An 18,499-nucleotide genomic window follows, 5' to 3' on the forward strand; every position below is an offset into this window, starting at 1 on the left:
TCGCTCGCTCCTGTCAATACGGCCGATGAGTGAGCGTTACATCTCCCTCAGAAACAATTTGGATCTGGCAGCCTAGGCGAAAGCCTTCAGCCCGCTCTGCCTTGCGCAGACGCAATTTCTCTTCTGCAGTTACGCCGTTCAAGTATTCGGCTCCACCTACTACCAGCGTCCGACACTGTGCGCATACGCCCCGCTGGCATGCGTGTCCCCATTGCACCTTGTTTTTTTTGGCAATTGCAACGATCGTTTGATTCATCTCGACCGGCAATTCTTGTGTACCCGCACGCGTATGTAAAGTTAATTGTGGCATTTTTCGCTCTCCTTATACAAATATTACAATCAAAATCATCACAAACACCGCTATTAACAGTAAAAAAGCAATTGTTTTTACGAGAAAACGCAATAGTGCATTGGTCATTTTTCGTGCAAAGATCATGAGTAAATTACAGACGAACATCAGGCCGATAGCCAGCAAGGAGATGTTCATCTTGGTCATAGGATCAATATACATCGGGATTGCAGCATCCTTTGCATTTTTTGCTTCATTATACCATACTTCGTAAGCCTGTCGCCTGACGCCCTTCGAACCTCCTACTGGACATTCGCATAGACTATCGTGATGAAGAACGCCCATTGGAGGGATGGAAGTTGAGCAACAAAACCAATAACCGGAAATGGCGGAATCCTTATGCTCCCATACCCAGCAAAAAACTAACGGATCAGGTACAGGACGTCTCACTTGCTGTCACGCCCAAAAAACTGCTCCCTGCGGTTGACCTGCGCACATCCGTAACCAAAATGCGCAGTAATATCAAAGGGATCAGCACGACTATCCGGCAAGTAGAGGAAACCATGGACACCTTATACGGTGCGATGGAGATGTTTGAAAATCTGGGGAAACGCACACCGGAACCGGCAGTAGCTACTGAAAAGCCCGCCTCCAAACGTAAATCAAGCGCAAGTGCAAGTGCAAGCGCAGAGGCAGAGAAAACTGTCGAGCAGGCATCTGAAACAGAGTCAGGTGGCGGCAGCAACCCGCTGGCCAATATTGATATCGGTCAGCTTTTGGGCCTACTTCAATCGCCACTCGTACAAAATTTATTGAGTCAGACCGTTGGCAATAACATCTCCAAGCAACGAAAAAAAGAGGGATGAGATCCCTCTTTTTTTCTTGGTTCTGTAGGTCAGCCATGTCCCTGTAGAGCCATGATTGTTCCTAGTCTTACTGTATGATCGAATTCCCAGCAGGTAACGGGCATAATCGCCCATTTCTCCTACTTCAAGAGCTTGGTTAGGGATGACATGTCATGGAGGCTGATTTCTTGATTGCGGAACATCTCGATGATCTTGTCTTCCTTTTCGGCAGTGAGCTTCTTTCCGCTTAGAGCCGCAAGCGACTGGATGATTTGGCGCAGCTTTGCCTCGTCTTCAAAATCACTTCGCTTCACTTGACCTGCAAGCGAACGCAATTTGGCCTCATCCACCTGCTCACTTGCTTTTCCTTGTAGCTTTTTCAAAAAAAAGTTGTTCATACCTCTCTCCTCCTGCTACCTAGGCTTTCACCCTATGGTATGTGCAGGAGCCTAAATGTGTGAGGCAAAAAGCTACGCTCCATTCGGATCGAGATAACTCATCTCGAACGTCTTACCTCTCCCCATCAATTCCTCCACGCCTTGGCGAGGCTCTTTACCCTCAAACAAGATTCCGTACAGGACGGATGTAATCGGCATATCAACACCCTCACGATGAGCCAGTGCAAAGGCAGCGTGTGTCGTCCGGACACCCTCTACCACCATCCCCATCTGCTCCAGCACGTCATCCAGCTTTTTGCCTTGACCGAGCATATAACCTGCACGCCAGTTCCGGCTGTGCTTGCTGGTACACGTCACGATGAGATCTCCTACACCAGCAAGACCGGCAAAGGTAGGTGGCATGGCGCCAAGCTTCATGCCCAGACGACTGATTTCCGCGAGGCCCCTGGTCAGCAAAGCTGCTTTGGCGTTATCACCATAGCCTAGCCCATCGGACATACCAGCACCCAAAGCAATAATGTTTTTTAACGCACCGGCAATCTCGGCACCGATCAAATCTGGGTTTGTATAGACACGGAAATTAGAATTCATCAACAAGTCCTGAGAACGTAACATGCTCTCTTCGAACGCAGAAGAAACAACGACTGTCGTCGGTTGACGGCGAACAACTTCTTCCGCATGGCTAGGTCCGGAAAGCACAGCCAGCTTGGATGAGATCGAAAGTGGAATCTCTTCCATGATTACCTCAGACATCCGTTTTAGACTCTCCAGCTCAAAGCCTTTCGTCGCATGAATCAGCAAGACCTCTGGATCAAGAAACGGTATCAGCTGCCGACAAATTTGCCGCATCGCGTGAGAAGGAACCGCAAGCAAAATGACTGGCTTGCCTGTAACAGCTTCCTTTAGATCGGCATTCGCAACAATATTGCTTGATAGATTCACTTCAGGCAAATATTTTTCATTGACGTGCTTGGTATTAATTTGTTCCGCCATTTTAGGATCGCGTACCCAAATCGTTACTTGATGCCCGTTATCCGCCAAAACAGAAGCGAGTGCCGTTCCCCAGCTACCTGCACCTATCACTGTTACGTTTTTCTTCAATACGTCCCCCTCCACATTTTTAAATCCATTCCATAGTTATTCACGATACCGTTATGCTATCCCAACTTACGCTGAGTCTTATCTCCGAGTTTACGCTCATTTCCTGCAAGAAGATTTCGGATATTATTATAATGACGAACATAAGCGAAAAGAGTGATGACCAAGCTCGTCCAAAAAAAAGCAATCGGCTTGTCGAAAAAGTAAATCGCGATCGGCATTGCTGTTACCAAGACCAAAGATCCTAACGATACATAACGAGTAATCGCAATGACAAGGACAGCCAGTACAGCACCGATTAAAAAGGCCAGGGGCGAAAAGCCCAGCACCACGCCAAGAGTGGTAGCTATACCTTTTCCCCCACGAAAACCGAAAAAAATGGGCCAGTTGTGGCCTGCAATAACAAACAGACCAGCAACAGCATAGGCAGTAGGATCACCCGTCATCAAATGAGTGATCCCCATCGCTCCTAGCCCTTTTAACGCATCAAGTATGAGTACAACGATGCCTGGTCCTTTTCCGAGTACACGTAGTGTGTTGGTGGCACCCGCATTTCCACTGCCATGTGAGCGAATGTCAATTCCTGCAACTTTTTTGGCGATGAGATAGCTAAAGCTGATGGACCCGATCAGATAGCTGATTACCCAAGACAATAACACCATGGCGTTTTTTCCTCCCTACGATTTCTTCCGCGTCCAGATTCGAACAGGCGTGCCCTCAAAGACGAACGCCTCGCGTATTTTGTTCTCTATGTATCGTTCATAGGAGAAGTGCATAAGCTCTGGATCGTTCACAAATAGAATAAACGTCGGAGGTTTAACTGTTGCCTGTGTAACATAGTTGATTTTCAAACGTTTTCCGCGATCCGATGGTGGTGGTGTCCGGATAGTTGCATCTGTAACCAGATCATTGAGAACAGAAGTCGGAACACGCATTGCATGTGCCTGAGATACTTCATTTACTTTTGGCAAAATGGTGTGTACACGCTGCTTGGATTTTGCCGATACGTACATGATTGGAGCATAATCGAGGTATTTAAACTCTTCCCGAATCAATTCCGTGAAGCGCTGCATGGTCTTGTCATCTTTCTCAACTGCATCCCATTTGTTTACGACGATAATGACGCCACGACCAGCTTCATGTGCATAACCAGCAACCTTTTTATCCTGCTCAATAATGCCTTCTTCCCCGTTAAGTACAACGAGAACGACATCCGAGTCCTCAATGGATCTCATCGCACGCATTACGCTGTATTTTTCTGTGTTCTCATACACTTTTCCGCGCTTGCGCATCCCAGCAGTATCAACCAGAATATAGCTTTGTCCATCACGTTCAAAAGGTGTATCAATCGCGTCGCGAGTTGTACCTGCGACGTCACTGACGATAACACGTTCTTCCCCCAGGATTGCATTGGTCAAGGAAGATTTGCCCACATTTGGTCGGCCGATGATGGATATGCGAATGACATCGTCTTTGTTTTCCTCGTCGTCTTCCGAGGGAAAATGCAGAACAACCTCTTCAAGCATGTCCCCTAAACCAAGCCCATGGCTTCCCGAGATCGGAAACGGTTCTCCCAATCCCAAAGAGTAAAAGTCGTAAATATCAGCACGCATGTCCGGATTGTCTGCTTTGTTAACAGCGAGCACAATCGGTTTTCCTGTACGGTTGAGCATCCGCGCCAGCTCCATATCGGCGTCGGTAACTCCTGTGCGACTATCCGCAATCATGATGATGACCGTTGCTTCATCAATCGCAAGCTCAGCCTGGTAACGCATCTGCGTAAGTATTTCGTCGGACTCGCCAAACTCAATCCCGCCCGTATCAATCACATGAAAGGTATGGGTCAACCATTCCCCTTTTCCGTAAAGGCGGTCACGGGTTACTCCCGGCATGTCTTCCACGATCGCGACACGTTCGCCGATTAATCTGTTAAAAATCGTGGACTTGCCCACGTTGGGTCTCCCCACAATGGCTACCACTGGTAATCCCATAATCAACAACACTCTCTCTCATTTTACGTTTTGACTTGCTAATCATACCATACACTACTTATGCCGAACAATGATAAGGGTATCCTCTCTGATCTCATGAACCATAGCATCCAAGATTTTCTCCAGCGTAAATGCTGTTTGCTGCATACGCTCTTTGCTTGTCTCTATGAAAATTGGAGCACCTCCAGCGATGCGCTCCTTGTCCGTCGTAATCACCGCCAAGATTTGACCCTTCATGATCGCCACCTCCTAGTGCAAGGCTTGTGTCTTTTCTGGCATCCGGAAAACGCTCTCTAGTATCGGCACTGCTTCTATGACCGTTTTCGCCCTGTCGTGATCCTTGACTTGCGGCAGCAAAAAGACACCGAGTCGCCCTGTATGCATATCTCGCTTAACTAGAGGTGTAAGAGATGGCTCACCTGTATCTGTGAATACCCCAAGCTGTGCGGCCACGTCATGCAGGATCGCTTGCCGCTGACCAGGATGGGCAATTGTTACTTTGGCATTGGCGTCTTTCGGAGTTAGAATAAACGCCATCCCTTGCTCAGCAATTACTTTTTGAGCATCCTGCAACCCCACGTTCATGATATAAATATCCCCAGCGTACAAATCTCTTCCCTCCACTCGCAGCTGTGCGGGTTCCACATCGACGATAAGCGAAAGTGTCTTGCCAGACCGGAGCTTGCGGGATATGAGTAACGCGATAAGCCCAGCGATAACACCACCCCACCAGTGAAACAAAATCGTGGCTGTCGTCGTTACTAACGAGGTGAAGATTACCATGTAGTTGCGTCCTTCAAAAACCATAGCAATTCCTTCGATATAGGGCCCTCCACGCGGAACAAGCTCCTGCTTGTCGATCTCAGAGAGAGTCGTTCGTTCCATATTGCGAACATCGCGAAATTGCTGTGCGGCAACAGTCAAAAATGTCACTGCTGTGTAATTTTCCTTGAGCAGAGCCGGAACAGCCAGTGCTCCTAATGCAGAAGCAATCACTCCCAATGAAACATGAATAATTTTTCCATGCGGATACGTAGGATATTGACGATAATCTGTACGGAGCAGATGAATTCGGCACAAAATCCCGAAGAAAAAGCCTAGAGTAATCGGAAAGACAAATTCATTTGCAAGAAGCTGTTTGAGCACCAAGCATCACCTGCCAGCATCTGAATGGGAAGACTCCGGCTCTTTGTTTCGAGAAAAGCGCCGGATCGCAGACCAAATCATAAGGATGAGACTCAACACGAAAACGCCAGTCCATAACAGATCCTGTGCATAATCACTTCCTAACACACAGGATCCCGATAGCTTCGAGAAGTAAACAGAGTGCAGGACATCAGCAAATGTCAGGGTAAAAAGCAGCTGAAAAAGCTGTGCCGCACTCTGACGGCTCATCGCAAGGGTCGCTGCAACAGCAAGCATCGGTACGATCATGCGCTCATCCCAGAACAACAAAATAGGATCGGTAAAAAATAGCCAACGCAGCCAAACCAGTAGTACCGCTGTAGCCATTGCGCCCAGTAGATGCAGCCTCCGTCTTTCTTTTCCCAGCCGAGTGTAAAGGACTATGCTTGCAAAAAATGGCAGTATGGTTCCACTGAGACTTACCTGAACAGGAGCAAAATAGAGCTTCCAGCTCACAAAGGAACAGACTAGGAAGACCGCAAGCACAGCCAAAAGTCGCCTACGCTGTATTCGCAATTCTCGTAGCAGCGAATCATAGCTTCCCATCCAGACAAGGCAAAGCAGAGACCATTGAAAGAGCATCGCAATGGTACCCTCGTTCATGTTCATCTCCTCAAAAAGTGGTTGTCTCCCCAAAGTATGCCTCAAGCGCTACTCTTTCATGAATACGAGAACACGTCAAAATCTCTTTGTGCAAGCATTTCCAGATCGATGCCACGCAGCTTAGCCTGAAAGCCTGTTTTTCCTGAGACAAGAACAGGAGCTCGTCTACAGTCCTGAGGTTTTCTAAAACCTAGCGCAGTCATCCCTACTCTCAGCTGATGATGCCATTCATCCACAGCCTCCAGACACTCCTCCACAGTGCTTGTCTGTACCAAGCGGAGCAGCTCGCCCGCAATACCAGCTGCCGATGCCCCAAGTACTAGTGCTTTTAGCACATCCAGCCCATGTCGAATTCCGCCGGTCGCCATGATCGACACTCCTGATTGTCTGAATACTTGCGCTTCCAGTAAGCTTTGAACGGTGGTAAATCCCCAATCCTCGAACATGCTCAACGGGCGGGTACTGCGTCTGTTTTCAACTCTGGCGAAATTTGTCCCTCCCCTTCCTCCAACGTCGATGATTAAGATCCCTAGTTCTGTCAGTTTTTGGATGGTCTCTTTTGCCATCCCAAAGCCGACTTCCTTTACCATTACTGGCACATTCAGACTCTCTTTGATCGCCTGGATATTGTCTATGTATCCACGAAAATCCCTGTCGCCTTCGGGCATGAGCAGCTCTTGCATGACATTTAAATGAATCTGCAAGCCGTCTGCATCGAGCATATTCACCGCAGCTTGTGCCTGCTCAACAGTCGCTTCAGCCCCTACATTGGCAAACACGATTCCTGCCGGATGTTCCTTGCGAACGATCAGATAGCTTTCCGCTAGGCTAGGGTCTCGCAGTGCAGCCATTTGTGAACCGACAGCGATCGCCAAATTTTTCTCTCTCGCTATGATCGCCAGCTTTTGATTGATTTGTGTTGTGGCCTCCGCCCCTCCTGTCATCGCATTGATAACAATGGGAGAAGCCAATCGAAAAGTAGCCAAATCTGTATCAAGCGTGATTTCCTGATAACCAATATTGGGCAAACTAGTAGGAACAAAGCTGACCTCATCAAAACTGTTAAAGGGCCGATCTGATTTTTCCAGCGCGTGTCGTATATGATCCAATTTTCGTGTGGAACGATCCATCACAATGCCTCCTCTTTCAAAATAAAAAGGGATACGCAATAGAGCGTATCCCCAGGATTTCACCATACTATCTAGCTTACTTGAACTTGTCTTTCAGATCAGCGAACAGTTCTCCCAGCGTTACACCCATCGGTTGGTTGTTTTCTTGTTGGAATTGTTGTTGTTCGCGTTTGCTAGCGCGTTCTGCCTGTTCTTCACGATCTTCTTCAACAGCGCGAATGCTCAAGCTAATGCGCTGTTCAGCAGGTACTACATCCAGGATTTTAACCTGAACTTCTTGACCTTCCTTCAGCACCTCACCTGGAGTGTTCACACGGCGATTCGCGATTTGGGAGATATGCACCAGACCTTCGATTCCAGGAGCCACTTCTACGAATGCTCCAAAGGATACCAGACGCTTAACAGTTCCAGTAGCAATAGAGCCCGCTTTAAACTCTTCTGCTACCTTTGCCCATGGACCTGCCTGCGTTTCTTTGATGCTCAGTCCAATACGCTCATTTTCGCGGTCAACTTTCAGTACTTTTACCTGTACCTTGTCGCCTTCTTTTACAACATCAGAAGGTTTGTCTACGCGGTTCCAAGCCAGCTCGGAAACGTGAACCAATCCGTCAACTCCGCCGATGTCAACGAAAACACCGAAGTCAGTCATACGTTGAACTGTTCCTTCCAGAACTTGACCTGGTTGGATTTTGTCCAAAATGGATTGTTTCTTCACTTTTACTTCATCATCCAGAACCGCTTTATGCGACAGGATTACTTTGTTCTTTTCTTTATCCATCTCTACGACTTTCAAAGTCAATGCTTTGCCTTTGTAGTCAGAGAAGTCTTCAACGAAGTGGCGCTCAACCATAGATGCTGGAATAAAGCCGCGAACACCTACGTCTACAACCAGACCGCCTTTAACTACTTCCTTGACAGTCGCTTCGATGATTTCACCAGCTTGCATCTTTTGCTCCAAATCAGCCCAGGAAGATTCCATGGCAACAGCCTTTTTGGAAACAACGAGCTCTTCCTTCTCGTCATTGAGCTTGATTACTTTCACTTCAAACGTATCGCCTACAGCTACTTCATCGGAAACCTTCTCAACATGGAGGGGAGAAAGCTCACTAATTGGGATTAGTCCATCGTATTTGTAACCCACATCAACCAGCGCTTGTTTGTCTTCTACCTTTGTAACAGTCGCTTTTACTACATCCCCTACGGAAACAGTTGTTGCATCGGTTAAGCTTACGTTCGTTTCTTCCATCATCCTAAAGACCTCCTTAATACCATCCAGTCCCAGTCTATCTATGTAGAGGTGGATATCAACCACATTACATGAAGCGGGAGCATGTATATTTTTAACTGCTGCCCGAAAGCAACAGTTAGCCTTGACAGAGCCAGTAAGTTCCAGCTTTCGTTAGTATTCTTCCCTTTGACAATTCTATACAGGCAGTGAGTGGCGATGCTGAGCATGAAGCTCCTTGACATGAGCCATGATCAGGTCGCTCGCTTCCTTAAGTGTATCGGAGCCTCCTTTTGTCTCGCGCAGCGAAGACAAATCAATCGGCTTGCCGTACACGATTTTCACCGGACGAAACAGACGATACGGTCCGATGATCGCCACCGGAACGACTGACGCCTGCGACTTGAGCGCAAACAGTGCTGCTCCCGATTTTGCTTCTCCCGGTTCGCCCGTTTTGCTGCGAGCTCCTTCTGGAAAAATTCCCAAAATTTTTCCTTCTTCAAGCAGCTTTAACGTCGCACGGATTGCAGCGCGGTCGCCAGCTCCCCGCTTTACCGGAAATGCTCCGAATTTTACGAGTAAAAAATTCAGGACCGGAATGCGGAACAGTTCTTCTTTTGCCATGAAATTCACCTGACGCTCGATGCCTGAACCGAGCAGAGGCGGATCCCAGTTAGAAATGTGGTTGGCGCAAAGAATCACTGGGCCTTCCTTAGGTATATGTTCTCGCCCGATCACTTGCCAACGATAGACAAGGGAAAATATAATTCGGAAAACACCTCGAAATAAACGATAATAGCTCACTGGGTAGACTCTCCCGTACGCTCGCAGATTTGTAAGATTCGATCTACTACCTGGTCAATGGTCATCCCTGTTGTATCCACCAAAACAGCGTCATCCGCCTGGCGCAGTGGAGCCACATCCCGATTCATGTCACGCAGATCGCGCTCTTCAATCTCTTTTTCCAGCTCATCCAAGTCGGTCTGGATTCCTTTTGCGAGCAATTCTTTCCATCTTCTTTCTGCGCGCTCTCTGCTGGAGGCGGTCAGAAAAATCTTCACTTCTGCATCAGGAAGCACGTGGGTTCCAATATCTCGTCCATCCATAACCACATTCCCTTGTTTGGCAAGGTTCCTTTGCAGTACTAGCATTTGCTCACGAACAGAACCATAGCTGGCGACAATCGATGCAAACTGGCTTACTTCTGTAGAACGAATGAGTCCAGTCACATCTTTGTCATTCCAGAAAACGGCTTGTTGTCCATGTTCGCGAACCAGGCGAATCACATTGTTTTGCAATAGTTCGGAAACGGAAGGTTCGTCTTCGATGGAAAATTGATAATGGTGAACCGCCCAAGCTAATGCCCGATACATAGAACCCGTATCAATGTATACGTATTCCAGCTGTCCGGCTACTTTTTGGGCAACAGTGCTCTTCCCTGCTCCCGCTGGTCCATCAATTGCAATGTTCATTACTTCTCACCTGCTATGTACAGTAGTTCTGAATGGGAATAAAACAAGAAAAGCTTCTACCGAAGCCCTTTCCCATTCATGTGATGCGTTTCTATGTTATCTATAATAGTACCATAGTATGGAAGCATTCGCAAACCTTTAGGGTACACGCAATACCCCTTCCAGCCGTTCTGTCTCGATCAAAAGCACACGAACTGGTGCATATTGAATCAAGAACTCCCCCGCTACCAGTACAATCGCGCAGGCGACGATTCCTATCAAAATCCCCTTTTCGATCCGCTCTGAAAATCGCCGAAAACGCTCATTGTACTGACTGGTCATAGAGGTCACTTCCTTCGGTCAGTCGTCAGTCGTCAGTCCTCGATTCCTTTTTTGCGAAGCTCCAGCTGTCTTTCGTAACAAGCCCGTACTACTTTTACCCTATCAAGCTCGCTCATTTTAATAAACTTTCCTGAAATCCACTGATGTAAACCTTTTTCTTCAGCTGGCTTTCTTCTGACAATTTCCATCTCCGCAAATGCATGCTGGATTTGTCCATTTTTGGTGGGCAACGAAATCCAGACCTTCAGCATGTCTTTTTCTTGCAAGCGAAAAGATTCCTCACACGTAAAAGACAACCCGCCGCCGCTAACATCCATTGTCCGGGCCAAAAAGTGGTACTGACGAATAGGATCGTTCAGCTTCACTGCGATCTCCAGAGTGGTTTCAATCCGCAAATAGTTGCGGCGCTGTGTACGCGAGATGAATTCCTTTGCCGGGAGCTGCAGTAAAAGCACTGGTATGTGTTCGCTTTTTCTGCCAACGATAGAAGAATTGAATTCGTAACGAGAACTATCTTCACCGACATACCAGACAGAACATTCTGTCCCCGGTCCAAACAAACCAGTACGTCCCGTAACTTCACTGGTAGGTAATTCAATGGAGGCTACATCATCCTGAATATCTGTAATTCTGCTCTTAAAGGAGTGTAGCTCAGTCTCTTCAGAGGAACTCATAAAATTGAGTCGTATGGTTTGTCCAATTCTGGGAAGCATCATATAGCCTTTGTTCCTCCTTCTCTTCCTCTCACGCTTCCATTATATACCCTTCCACGCGGAATCAGCAAATAGGGAAAGCCCCTAAAATCGAGCTTCCCCTCGTCCATTTTTCTCATTTCGGCCGTTCTGATTCGTTGTTTCCACCAGTGTCCATTTTGACCACTTCTTCTTCCTCACCGGTTATTGCATTCACGTAGATCATGTAGGCGCTTCCTTCAAAGCTACCGGTTAGTTCCCACGTAAGCACTTCGTTTCCATCATTTTTCCCCTCGATCAAGGCCAACCTCTGATTCGTTACTTTTACGCTCGGATTTACTTTTTTCCGTGCCTCTTCTTTGCTCAGCTTTGGCTTGGAGAGAATCCGTTTTTTATGATTAAACAAGTATTCTGTGGCATTAAATGCAGTCACCTCGCCATTATCGAGAGCGACTTCCACAATAACAGAATCCGGATAGATACGCACATCATCCTGCATCGGAACAAAAGTGAACAGGGCGCTGCGCTCGTAGCTATCGATTTCACTCACAACCATGCTTGCATACCCATGCTTGTTGAGGAATGTTTTGCCATGCTCTTCAGCCTGCTTCATCGAAAGCTTTTCTTCACCGACATTTCGCTCATTCATCATCCAGACTACTTTGCCGCTGCGCTTGGTCACATCCATATTAATGGCAGATTTATTGTCTTTGGAAGGAATGCGAACACTGTAGGCCGTGTATTCTTGCCCCTTGCCATTCTCATTGACCTCGACCTTCTTGTCTCCATCCTTCAAGCCTAGAAAATCTAGGGCAGCTCTCTTCGCTTCATCAGGCCCGATCGGCTTTCCGTCAATGCCCTTGATCCGTTGCTGCTTCTTTTTGTCCAAGCTTTGGATTCCGACACCCCAATCCAAATCCGGGTATTCCTGTACTTTTTTCTCTATCGTATGGAAGCCGTCGATGATGGTGTTATCGGACTTTTTGTCATCGGAGGCAAGCGCAGTTTCTACATCCATCCACCGTAGCTGCTTGTCGATCACGTTAGCCTGTACACTTCGCAATTGATCCTGGATACCCGCTGCTTGTTTATGCAGACTTTTCAGCGTCCCATATTCTTTTTCACTTAACGGTTCCTTGTTTAAATCCCGTACCGCAACACGATAGGAGAAGTCTGCTACTCGAGACAGCATCTCCTCCGTTTTATTAAACGGCATCAATGTAAGCGGTAGCTGCCCGACATCAGCCTGAGCGGCATAGGCCAAGCGCCATACGTTTGTGAGCGTCGGTGTCATTTGTCTGCGAGAGTTAACAACTAGCGACTTGCCTAATTCGTCATGGAGCTTGTCGATGTGATACGTAAGATCGTGGAAAGCTCGCTGGTACGAGTTTTCAGCTTTAATCAAGACTGAGTTTTTTTCATTGTGCTCCTGATAACCCCACATACCCGCCCCAACCAATGCAACAAGGGCGATGGGAAATAAAATACGTGCGGTTGCTCCGTAGACCATCCCTGTTCACTCCTCCTATTTTTACCGGCAAAATATATGCTTTCCGATTTTCTTTACCTGCGGCCTGCTCCATATCCACTTGGAAGTTGCCGTTGCGGGATTGAAATAATAGGTGCATCCACCAGACGGGTCCCAGCCATTTAGCGCATTTTGTACAGCTTTACGTGCACTGTCGTTTGGTTCAAGCCAAATTTGTCCGTCCGCTACAGCGGTGAAGGCCCGAGGCTCAAAAATGACAGCGGAGGGCGTATCCGGAAATGTAGGGCTTTTCACCCGATTAAGGATGACCGCTGCGATTGCTACCTGTCCTTCATACGGCTCCCCTCTCGCCTCACCGTATACAGCATTTGCCATCAGCTTTAAGTCATTTGCAGATATTCGAGAAGGATGAAAGCTCTGTTTTGCTTTGCTGTTCTCTTTTGCTGGCGCTGACATCTCAGCTTCTGGCGAGGATGCAACACTCTTTTCTGATGATAAAAGCCCAGTTCCCCAAAAGACCGTTGCGACCAACAAAACGACCATTCCCGAAATCCACCATGAGCGCACGGCTGAGACCTCCTTGGCATGTATTGAAATCTTTGCATAGTGTTGGTGGAGGAAGAATGGATTATGCATCGAATCTGGAACGAGAAAAAGACCGATGCCATATGCACCGGTCTTTCAGGAATTATTCCATCTCTTCGTCTCGTACTCAAAATCTTATGATTCGTTAATACTAAAATACTGATCGTTGTCGCACAAGCATTGCTTAAAGCCTGTTTCAACCTGCCCTTCTGGTTCTCGACGACCTCTCAGGGTGAATGTTTCGCCACATACATTGCATCGAATAGTCACTTTAGCTCGCTCGGTTTTAAACACGTCTCGTCTCCTCCTCACGTCTATTGTGGACGGGAAGAGAGTTTTTTAGAACTGTATTCGTGTGCTCTTTGCACCTTTTTCAAACCTTGCCACCATAACAGGAGCATGAATGGCACGATGACGACGATCCAGTTTTGAATAGAGAGAAAAATGGCATTGTACAATGCATGCAGTCCGATTGGCAGACCAATGGACAGCCATAAAAATGTTCGTTCCTGCTTGCGGCTATTGGAGAATTTCGCTCGACCGAGGTAATAGCCCATCCACACTGCAAAGAGTGCATGACTGGAAACAGGAAGTAGTGCACGCCAAAAAGCGATATTCAATCCGTTAATGATTAAATAAAAAAGATTTTCCAAGGTTGCAAATCCAAGAGATACAGCGACAGCATAAACGATACCGTCATAAGGCTCATCGAACTCTACGTGCTTGTATGCGGTAAAAAAAATAACCATCCACTTGAAGAATTCTTCTACGACAGCGGACTGAACCACATCCGCAGCAAGGCCTCCTCGCCAATCCCACTCATTCTGCATGATGTACTGGAGAACCATAATCGGGATAACCAGCAGCATACCAAAAACGAATGACCGAATGACCATGGAAATAGGCTCGGGCTCAAAGCTGTCACGCAAGTAAAAATAGCTTAAGATGGCGATACCGGGGGCAATTGCCGCTCCGATCATAGCAATCATCTGTTTATTGCTCCTTTACACAAGGCTGTTAATCATCGTACCATGAATACTGATTCATGAAAACCCGCTACAGGAGAGAGATCATGTTGAAAAAAATATTGGTTCTGAATACAGGCGGTACAATCGCCATGTCAGTCGATGCTTCAGACGGTGTAAAACCATTAGATGATCAAGCGGTTAACAAGATTCTTCCTTTTTTGGAGCGTTATGCTGACGTTACAATGAAAAATGTCCTCAATTTGCCAAGCCCTCACATTACTCCTGCTATCATGAATCAACTGCGGCAACACATCGAGGAGGAGCTGTCCCTCGCCTCCTATGACGGCGTAGTCATCACTCACGGTACCGATACCCTTGAAGAAACGGCATATTTTCTCGACCTAACCCTTTCCTTGAGTGTGCCGATTGTCGTTACTGGAGCCATGAGAAGCAGTAATGAATTAGGAGCAGACGGACCTGTGAATCTGATTTCATCCGTACGTACGGCAGCTGACCCAGACAGCCGAAACAAAGGTGTTCTGGTTGTCTTCAACGATGAAATCCATGCTGCCTGCCATGTCACCAAAACCCATACGAGCAATGTCGCTACCTTTCAATCGCCACAGTACGGGCCGATTGGCACCATTGCAAAGAAAAATGTTCAGTACCACCATGCGTCGCTGGATCGCGAGCATTATGCCATCTCCCATGCGAATGCCAACGTCCCTCTGATCAAAGCGGTAGCTGGTATGGACCCTTCGTGGCTCCAATTTTTACTGGAGCAACCGATTGATGGTCTAGTGATCGAAGCATTTGGGCTCGGAAATCTGCCGCCTGCCATTATTCCGACGCTTACACAGCTCCTGGACAAAGGCATTCCGATTGTACTCGTATCGCGCTGCTATAACGGACAAGTACAGGATGTTTACGACTATGAAGGCGGAGGAAATCAGCTCAAGAAAATGGGCATCGTATTCTCCAATGGCTTGAATGGTCAAAAGGCTCGCCTGAAGCTAATCGTCACCCTCCAGCAAACACGCGATTTTGCTCAATTACAGGACTTGTTTGAAAAGTAACGAGACGTTTATCGCAAACAAAAGCCCTCCTTGAATTGAATCCAAGGAGGGCTTTCTTTTGTATATGGAGGTGGGTCAAAAATGTATTATACCCAGCCACGGAAGCGAGATGCTTCAGCCATTTTGCGTGCACCCACCATGTAAGCAGAGAGGCGCATGTCAATCCGGCGTGTTTGAGACAGGGAGTATACATTTTCAAACGAACGTACCATTACTTTTTCCAGTTTTTCTTCCACTTCTTCTTCGGACCAGTAGTAGCCTTGGTTGTTTTGTACCCACTCGAAGTAGGAAACGGTTACACCGCCGGCACTTGCCAGTACGTCTGGAACAAGAAGAATTCCGCGTTCAGTCAGGATTTTGGTCGCTTCCAATGTAGTTGGGCCGTTTGCCGCTTCTACAACGATGGATGCTTTGATATTGGGTGCGTTTGCTGCTGTGATTTGGTTTTCAATCGCAGCTGGCACGATAATATCGCAATCCAGTTCAAACAATTCTTTGTTTGTGATTGTGTTCGTAAAGAGCTTGGTTACAGTACCGAAGGAGTCACGACGATCCAAGAGGTAATCAATATCCAAACCGTTTGGATCATGCAGCGCACCATAAGCATCGGAAATACCTACTACCTTTGCTCCTGCATCGTGCATGAACTTCGCCAGGTAGCTACCTGCGTTCCCAAAGCCTTGAATAACTACGCGAGCGCCTTTGATGTCGATGTTGCGACGTTTTGCAGCTTCGCGGATGCAAATGGTTACACCTTTTGCAGTTGCTGTTTCACGACCATGCGAACCACCAAGAGCGATTGGTTTACCGGTAATGAAACCAGGAGAGTCAAACTCGCGAATGCGGCTGTACTCGTCCATCATCCACGCCATGATTTGGGAGTTTGTGAAGACGTCCGGTGCCGGAATGTCTTTTGTTGGCCCCACAAGTTGGCTGATTGCGCGAACGTAACCGCGGCTCAGTCGTTCCAGTTCACGGAAAGACATTTCACGCGGGTCGCAAATGATACCGCCTTTACCACCGCCGTACGGAAGGTCAACGATACCAGCTTTGAGGCTCATCCAGATGGAAAGCGCTTTAACTTCATCCTCTGTAACTTCAGGGTGGAAACGAATGCCCCCCTTGGTCGGACCAACTGCATCGTTGTGCTGTGCACGATAACCGGTAAACACCTTCACTTCGCCGTTATCCATGCGAACCGGAATGCGTACGGTCAAAACGCGTAGCGGCTCCTTCAAGAGTTCAAACATCGATTCTTGGTAACCTAGTTTCTCCAGTGCTTCCTTGATCACCGTTTGAGTCGAAGTCAGCAAGTTTAGACTTTCTTGCTTTTCTTTCCCTTCGGTGCTTTCGGTTACCACGTCTTGATTACCCATTACTTACCACCTCAAAAATGTTTTCGGTAAATGCAGCCTTTAGTATACACGCTTGTATCAAGGATGAGAAGCTTAAAAAAGTTTTTTACGATTTTGTTATGTTTTTTTACTTTTCGCTGCTGGATAAACATTCAAATGAGCATAACCCTAGAAAAATCGAGATTCATTTTTCAGAAAATGTCTAACCAGCAACACTACGCCCTTTTCGAGTACCAATAGCATACCCAACTAGAGCTGTTTCATTACGAAAAAAGTGAATATATGCCATAATAGTATCGAAGACTTTGGAAGTTTATTCATGGAGGTGTTTTTATGAAAAAAAGGTACATCTTGTTTATTTACGCCCATCCTGACGATGAGACGTTTGCCAGTGGCATTACGATCAGCAAATATTCCCAGGATAAAAACACCCATTCGCATCTGCTTTGTGCTACACGAGGGCAAGCCGGAAAAGCAGGAGATCCTCCTATTTGTTCTGTAGAGGAGCTTCCCCAGCAAAGAGAGCTGGAGCTTCGCATGGCTGCATCCATCCTTGGTCTTGCCTCTGTAGAACTGCTTGATTATGAAGATAAGCACTTGGGCGAGGTACCCTCTACTGAGTTAGTCCATCATATTCACACTGCGATTGAGAAATTTCAACCAGAGGTAGTGGTGACCTTTGCACCACACGGCATATCTGGACATCCTGATCACCGTGCTATCTCGGCGGCGACTACCCAAGCTATTCATTCCCTTCCGGAGAACACCTCAGTTCGCAAGCTGTATTACGCAACCCGGGCTTCGAATAGTACTTTCGGAGCCATCCAGCCACCCTTCTCTGATCCAATCGAGAGTATTACTACCGAGATAGTTGGGCCTGAGTATCGTCCTCAAGTAGCTGAAGCCTTGCGCGCGCATCGTACGCAGCACTTATCCGTCGAACGTGTATTCCCTGGTGTCTCGACTGGCGAATATGCCTCTGTTCCACCGCTCAATCAATACATCCTCGCATGGACCAGCCTTGCCGATTATGAGATCGCCGGGAAGGAGGACGATTTCTTTTCCGGAATCAAATAAGCCTCAAAAAAACAGCAAAAGCACCTAGTTGGATGACTAGGTGCTGTTTTATCTCCCCAGACCCTCACCGCTCATCAGGTGAAATGCCTGCATATTTCTTTTACTGCATCGTCGGCTACGACAACCTTACCATACTCTTCCAAAACGTAGATCGTTGTCGGTGTCGCTTCCCCGTACTCAGAAAGGATCGCAATTAGTTTGTGATAACGCTCCTGATCCAGATCAACTTCTTCCAAAACCAGGTGATATTTGCCCTGGTAGAAGTAGGCAGAGCCCCCGTTAGTCAAAAGAGCATTTACACGATGAGCAGCTTCAACCATGTGCTCAAAATCGCGGAAGGCGTACATAATCAGATCGCTTTCTTCTAAAGTGACCTCTAGTTCATAGACGTCCTCGTCTTCGTATTCTCCCTCTTCCTTCCCGTCCTTTGAGCCGGTTTTGCCGCGCGTTACTATTACGACCATTCCCTGAGCTGGCAAGGCGAACACTTCAACTGCAACAGGCCCTGATACTTCAAAACCTAGCTCGTGATAAGCCTGCTCCATCATGTCGTTGAACAGTTCATGAACTTTAGGAATGTCACGCCACATGTCTTCTTTCTCTATCCCGCGCTCTGACAGGTCGTCAAACGTTAAAAAGATTCGTATTTTGTCTTGACCAAGGCGTTCAACACGCATGACTGTCCCTCCTCGCCATCCAG

Annotated in this window: 22 protein-coding genes and 1 pseudogene; 3 read left to right on the forward strand and 20 right to left on the reverse strand. The window is 47.3% G+C overall.

Annotated features, from left to right (window positions below; all coding sequences use genetic code 11):
* Positions 1-13 precede the first annotated feature (13 nt).
* Entirely contained in the window at positions 14-310 is a 297-nt protein-coding gene (locus tag SB752_RS04760; RefSeq protein ID WP_410714569.1) for a 2Fe-2S iron-sulfur cluster-binding protein, read from the reverse strand.
* A gap of 12 nt (positions 311-322) precedes the next feature.
* Complete coding sequence (locus tag SB752_RS04765) at positions 323-511, reverse strand: DUF2768 family protein (RefSeq protein ID WP_103105259.1); 189 nt, start codon at positions 509-511, stop codon at positions 323-325.
* A 137-nt stretch (positions 512-648) separates the two neighbouring features.
* Here SB752_RS04765 and SB752_RS04770 point away from each other — a divergent pair, with 137 nt between their 5' ends.
* Positions 649-1,155: a hypothetical protein gene (locus tag SB752_RS04770; RefSeq protein WP_410714570.1), complete on the forward strand. Its 507-nt coding sequence runs from the start codon at positions 649-651 to the stop codon at positions 1,153-1,155.
* Positions 1,156-1,274: 119 nt separating this feature from the next.
* Here SB752_RS04770 and SB752_RS04775 read toward each other — a convergent pair whose 3' ends face one another.
* The 16 genes and pseudogenes from SB752_RS04775 to prsW form a co-directional block, all read right to left on the reverse strand.
* Positions 1,275-1,532, reverse strand: a complete 258-nt coding sequence (locus tag SB752_RS04775) for a stage VI sporulation protein F (protein ID WP_410714571.1) — start codon at positions 1,530-1,532, stop codon at positions 1,275-1,277.
* 72 nt (positions 1,533-1,604) lie between these two features.
* Positions 1,605-2,633, reverse strand: coding sequence for an NAD(P)H-dependent glycerol-3-phosphate dehydrogenase (locus SB752_RS04780; RefSeq protein ID WP_410714572.1), 1,029 nt, complete (start codon positions 2,631-2,633; stop codon positions 1,605-1,607).
* A 56-nt stretch (positions 2,634-2,689) separates the two neighbouring features.
* The gene (gene plsY / locus SB752_RS04785) at positions 2,690-3,292 is read right to left on the reverse strand and encodes a glycerol-3-phosphate 1-O-acyltransferase PlsY (RefSeq protein ID WP_410714573.1); all 603 of its coding nucleotides are present in this window, start codon (positions 3,290-3,292) and stop codon (positions 2,690-2,692) included.
* Between the two features lie 15 nt (positions 3,293-3,307).
* The gene (der, locus tag SB752_RS04790; RefSeq protein ID WP_410714574.1) at positions 3,308-4,621 is read right to left on the reverse strand and encodes a ribosome biogenesis GTPase Der; all 1,314 of its coding nucleotides are present in this window, start codon (positions 4,619-4,621) and stop codon (positions 3,308-3,310) included.
* 54 nt (positions 4,622-4,675) lie between these two features.
* The gene (locus SB752_RS04795; RefSeq protein ID WP_410714575.1) at positions 4,676-4,858 is read right to left on the reverse strand and encodes a capping complex subunit for YIEGIA; all 183 of its coding nucleotides are present in this window, start codon (positions 4,856-4,858) and stop codon (positions 4,676-4,678) included.
* 12 nt (positions 4,859-4,870) lie between these two features.
* Positions 4,871-5,767, reverse strand: coding sequence for a YIEGIA family protein (locus SB752_RS04800; protein ID WP_410714576.1), 897 nt, complete (start codon positions 5,765-5,767; stop codon positions 4,871-4,873).
* A 6-nt stretch (positions 5,768-5,773) separates the two neighbouring features.
* On the reverse strand, positions 5,774-6,409 hold the full coding sequence (locus SB752_RS04805) for a YphA family membrane protein (protein ID WP_410714577.1): 636 nt from the start codon (positions 6,407-6,409) through the stop codon (positions 5,774-5,776).
* Between the two features lie 56 nt (positions 6,410-6,465).
* Positions 6,466-7,539 (reverse strand): type 2 isopentenyl-diphosphate Delta-isomerase, encoded by a 1,074-nt coding sequence (fni, locus tag SB752_RS04810; RefSeq protein ID WP_410714578.1) that lies wholly within the window; start codon positions 7,537-7,539, stop codon positions 6,466-6,468.
* A gap of 76 nt (positions 7,540-7,615) precedes the next feature.
* Positions 7,616-8,788 (reverse strand): 30S ribosomal protein S1, encoded by a 1,173-nt coding sequence (gene rpsA, locus SB752_RS04815; protein ID WP_103105269.1) that lies wholly within the window; start codon positions 8,786-8,788, stop codon positions 7,616-7,618.
* A gap of 174 nt (positions 8,789-8,962) precedes the next feature.
* Positions 8,963-9,568 carry a lysophospholipid acyltransferase family protein gene (locus SB752_RS04820; protein ID WP_410714579.1) on the reverse strand — a complete coding sequence of 202 codons (606 nt, stop codon included), beginning with the start codon at positions 9,566-9,568 and terminating at the stop codon, positions 8,963-8,965.
* Positions 9,565-10,236: a (d)CMP kinase gene (gene cmk / locus SB752_RS04825; RefSeq protein ID WP_410714580.1), complete on the reverse strand. Its 672-nt coding sequence runs from the start codon at positions 10,234-10,236 to the stop codon at positions 9,565-9,567. The genes SB752_RS04820 and cmk overlap by 4 nt, the downstream gene beginning before the upstream one ends.
* Before the next feature lie 138 nt (positions 10,237-10,374).
* Positions 10,375-10,557: a hypothetical protein gene (locus SB752_RS04830; protein WP_410714581.1), complete on the reverse strand. Its 183-nt coding sequence runs from the start codon at positions 10,555-10,557 to the stop codon at positions 10,375-10,377.
* Positions 10,558-10,589: 32 nt separating this feature from the next.
* Complete coding sequence (locus SB752_RS04835) at positions 10,590-11,273, reverse strand: flagellar brake protein (protein WP_410714582.1); 684 nt, start codon at positions 11,271-11,273, stop codon at positions 10,590-10,592.
* 112 nt (positions 11,274-11,385) lie between these two features.
* Positions 11,386-12,759 carry a germination protein YpeB gene (ypeB, locus tag SB752_RS04840; protein WP_410714583.1) on the reverse strand — a complete coding sequence of 458 codons (1,374 nt, stop codon included), beginning with the start codon at positions 12,757-12,759 and terminating at the stop codon, positions 11,386-11,388.
* Positions 12,760-12,780: 21 nt separating this feature from the next.
* Positions 12,781-13,406, reverse strand: a pseudogene (locus SB752_RS04845) (cell wall hydrolase).
* A 231-nt stretch (positions 13,407-13,637) separates the two neighbouring features.
* Positions 13,638-14,312 carry a glutamic-type intramembrane protease PrsW gene (gene prsW / locus SB752_RS04850; RefSeq protein ID WP_410714584.1) on the reverse strand — a complete coding sequence of 225 codons (675 nt, stop codon included), beginning with the start codon at positions 14,310-14,312 and terminating at the stop codon, positions 13,638-13,640.
* An 83-nt stretch (positions 14,313-14,395) separates the two neighbouring features.
* On the opposite strand from prsW, the gene SB752_RS04855 reads away from it, so the two are divergent.
* Entirely contained in the window at positions 14,396-15,367 is a 972-nt protein-coding gene (locus SB752_RS04855; RefSeq protein ID WP_410714585.1) for an asparaginase, read from the forward strand.
* 86 nt (positions 15,368-15,453) lie between these two features.
* Here SB752_RS04855 and SB752_RS04860 read toward each other — a convergent pair whose 3' ends face one another.
* Positions 15,454-16,743 (reverse strand): Glu/Leu/Phe/Val family dehydrogenase, encoded by a 1,290-nt coding sequence (locus SB752_RS04860; protein WP_410714586.1) that lies wholly within the window; start codon positions 16,741-16,743, stop codon positions 15,454-15,456.
* A 312-nt stretch (positions 16,744-17,055) separates the two neighbouring features.
* Between SB752_RS04860 and SB752_RS04865 the strand changes: the two genes are divergently transcribed.
* Positions 17,056-17,799: a PIG-L deacetylase family protein gene (locus SB752_RS04865; RefSeq protein ID WP_410714587.1), complete on the forward strand. Its 744-nt coding sequence runs from the start codon at positions 17,056-17,058 to the stop codon at positions 17,797-17,799.
* Positions 17,800-17,873: 74 nt separating this feature from the next.
* Here the strand turns inward: SB752_RS04865 and SB752_RS04870 are convergent, their stop codons facing one another.
* The gene (locus SB752_RS04870) at positions 17,874-18,476 is read right to left on the reverse strand and encodes a genetic competence negative regulator (RefSeq protein ID WP_049740144.1); all 603 of its coding nucleotides are present in this window, start codon (positions 18,474-18,476) and stop codon (positions 17,874-17,876) included.
* Positions 18,477-18,499: the final 23 nt, after the last annotated feature.

This window comes from Brevibacillus sp. SIMBA_040 (assembly GCF_046535075.1).
Lineage (GTDB): Bacteria > Bacillota > Bacilli > Brevibacillales > Brevibacillaceae > Brevibacillus.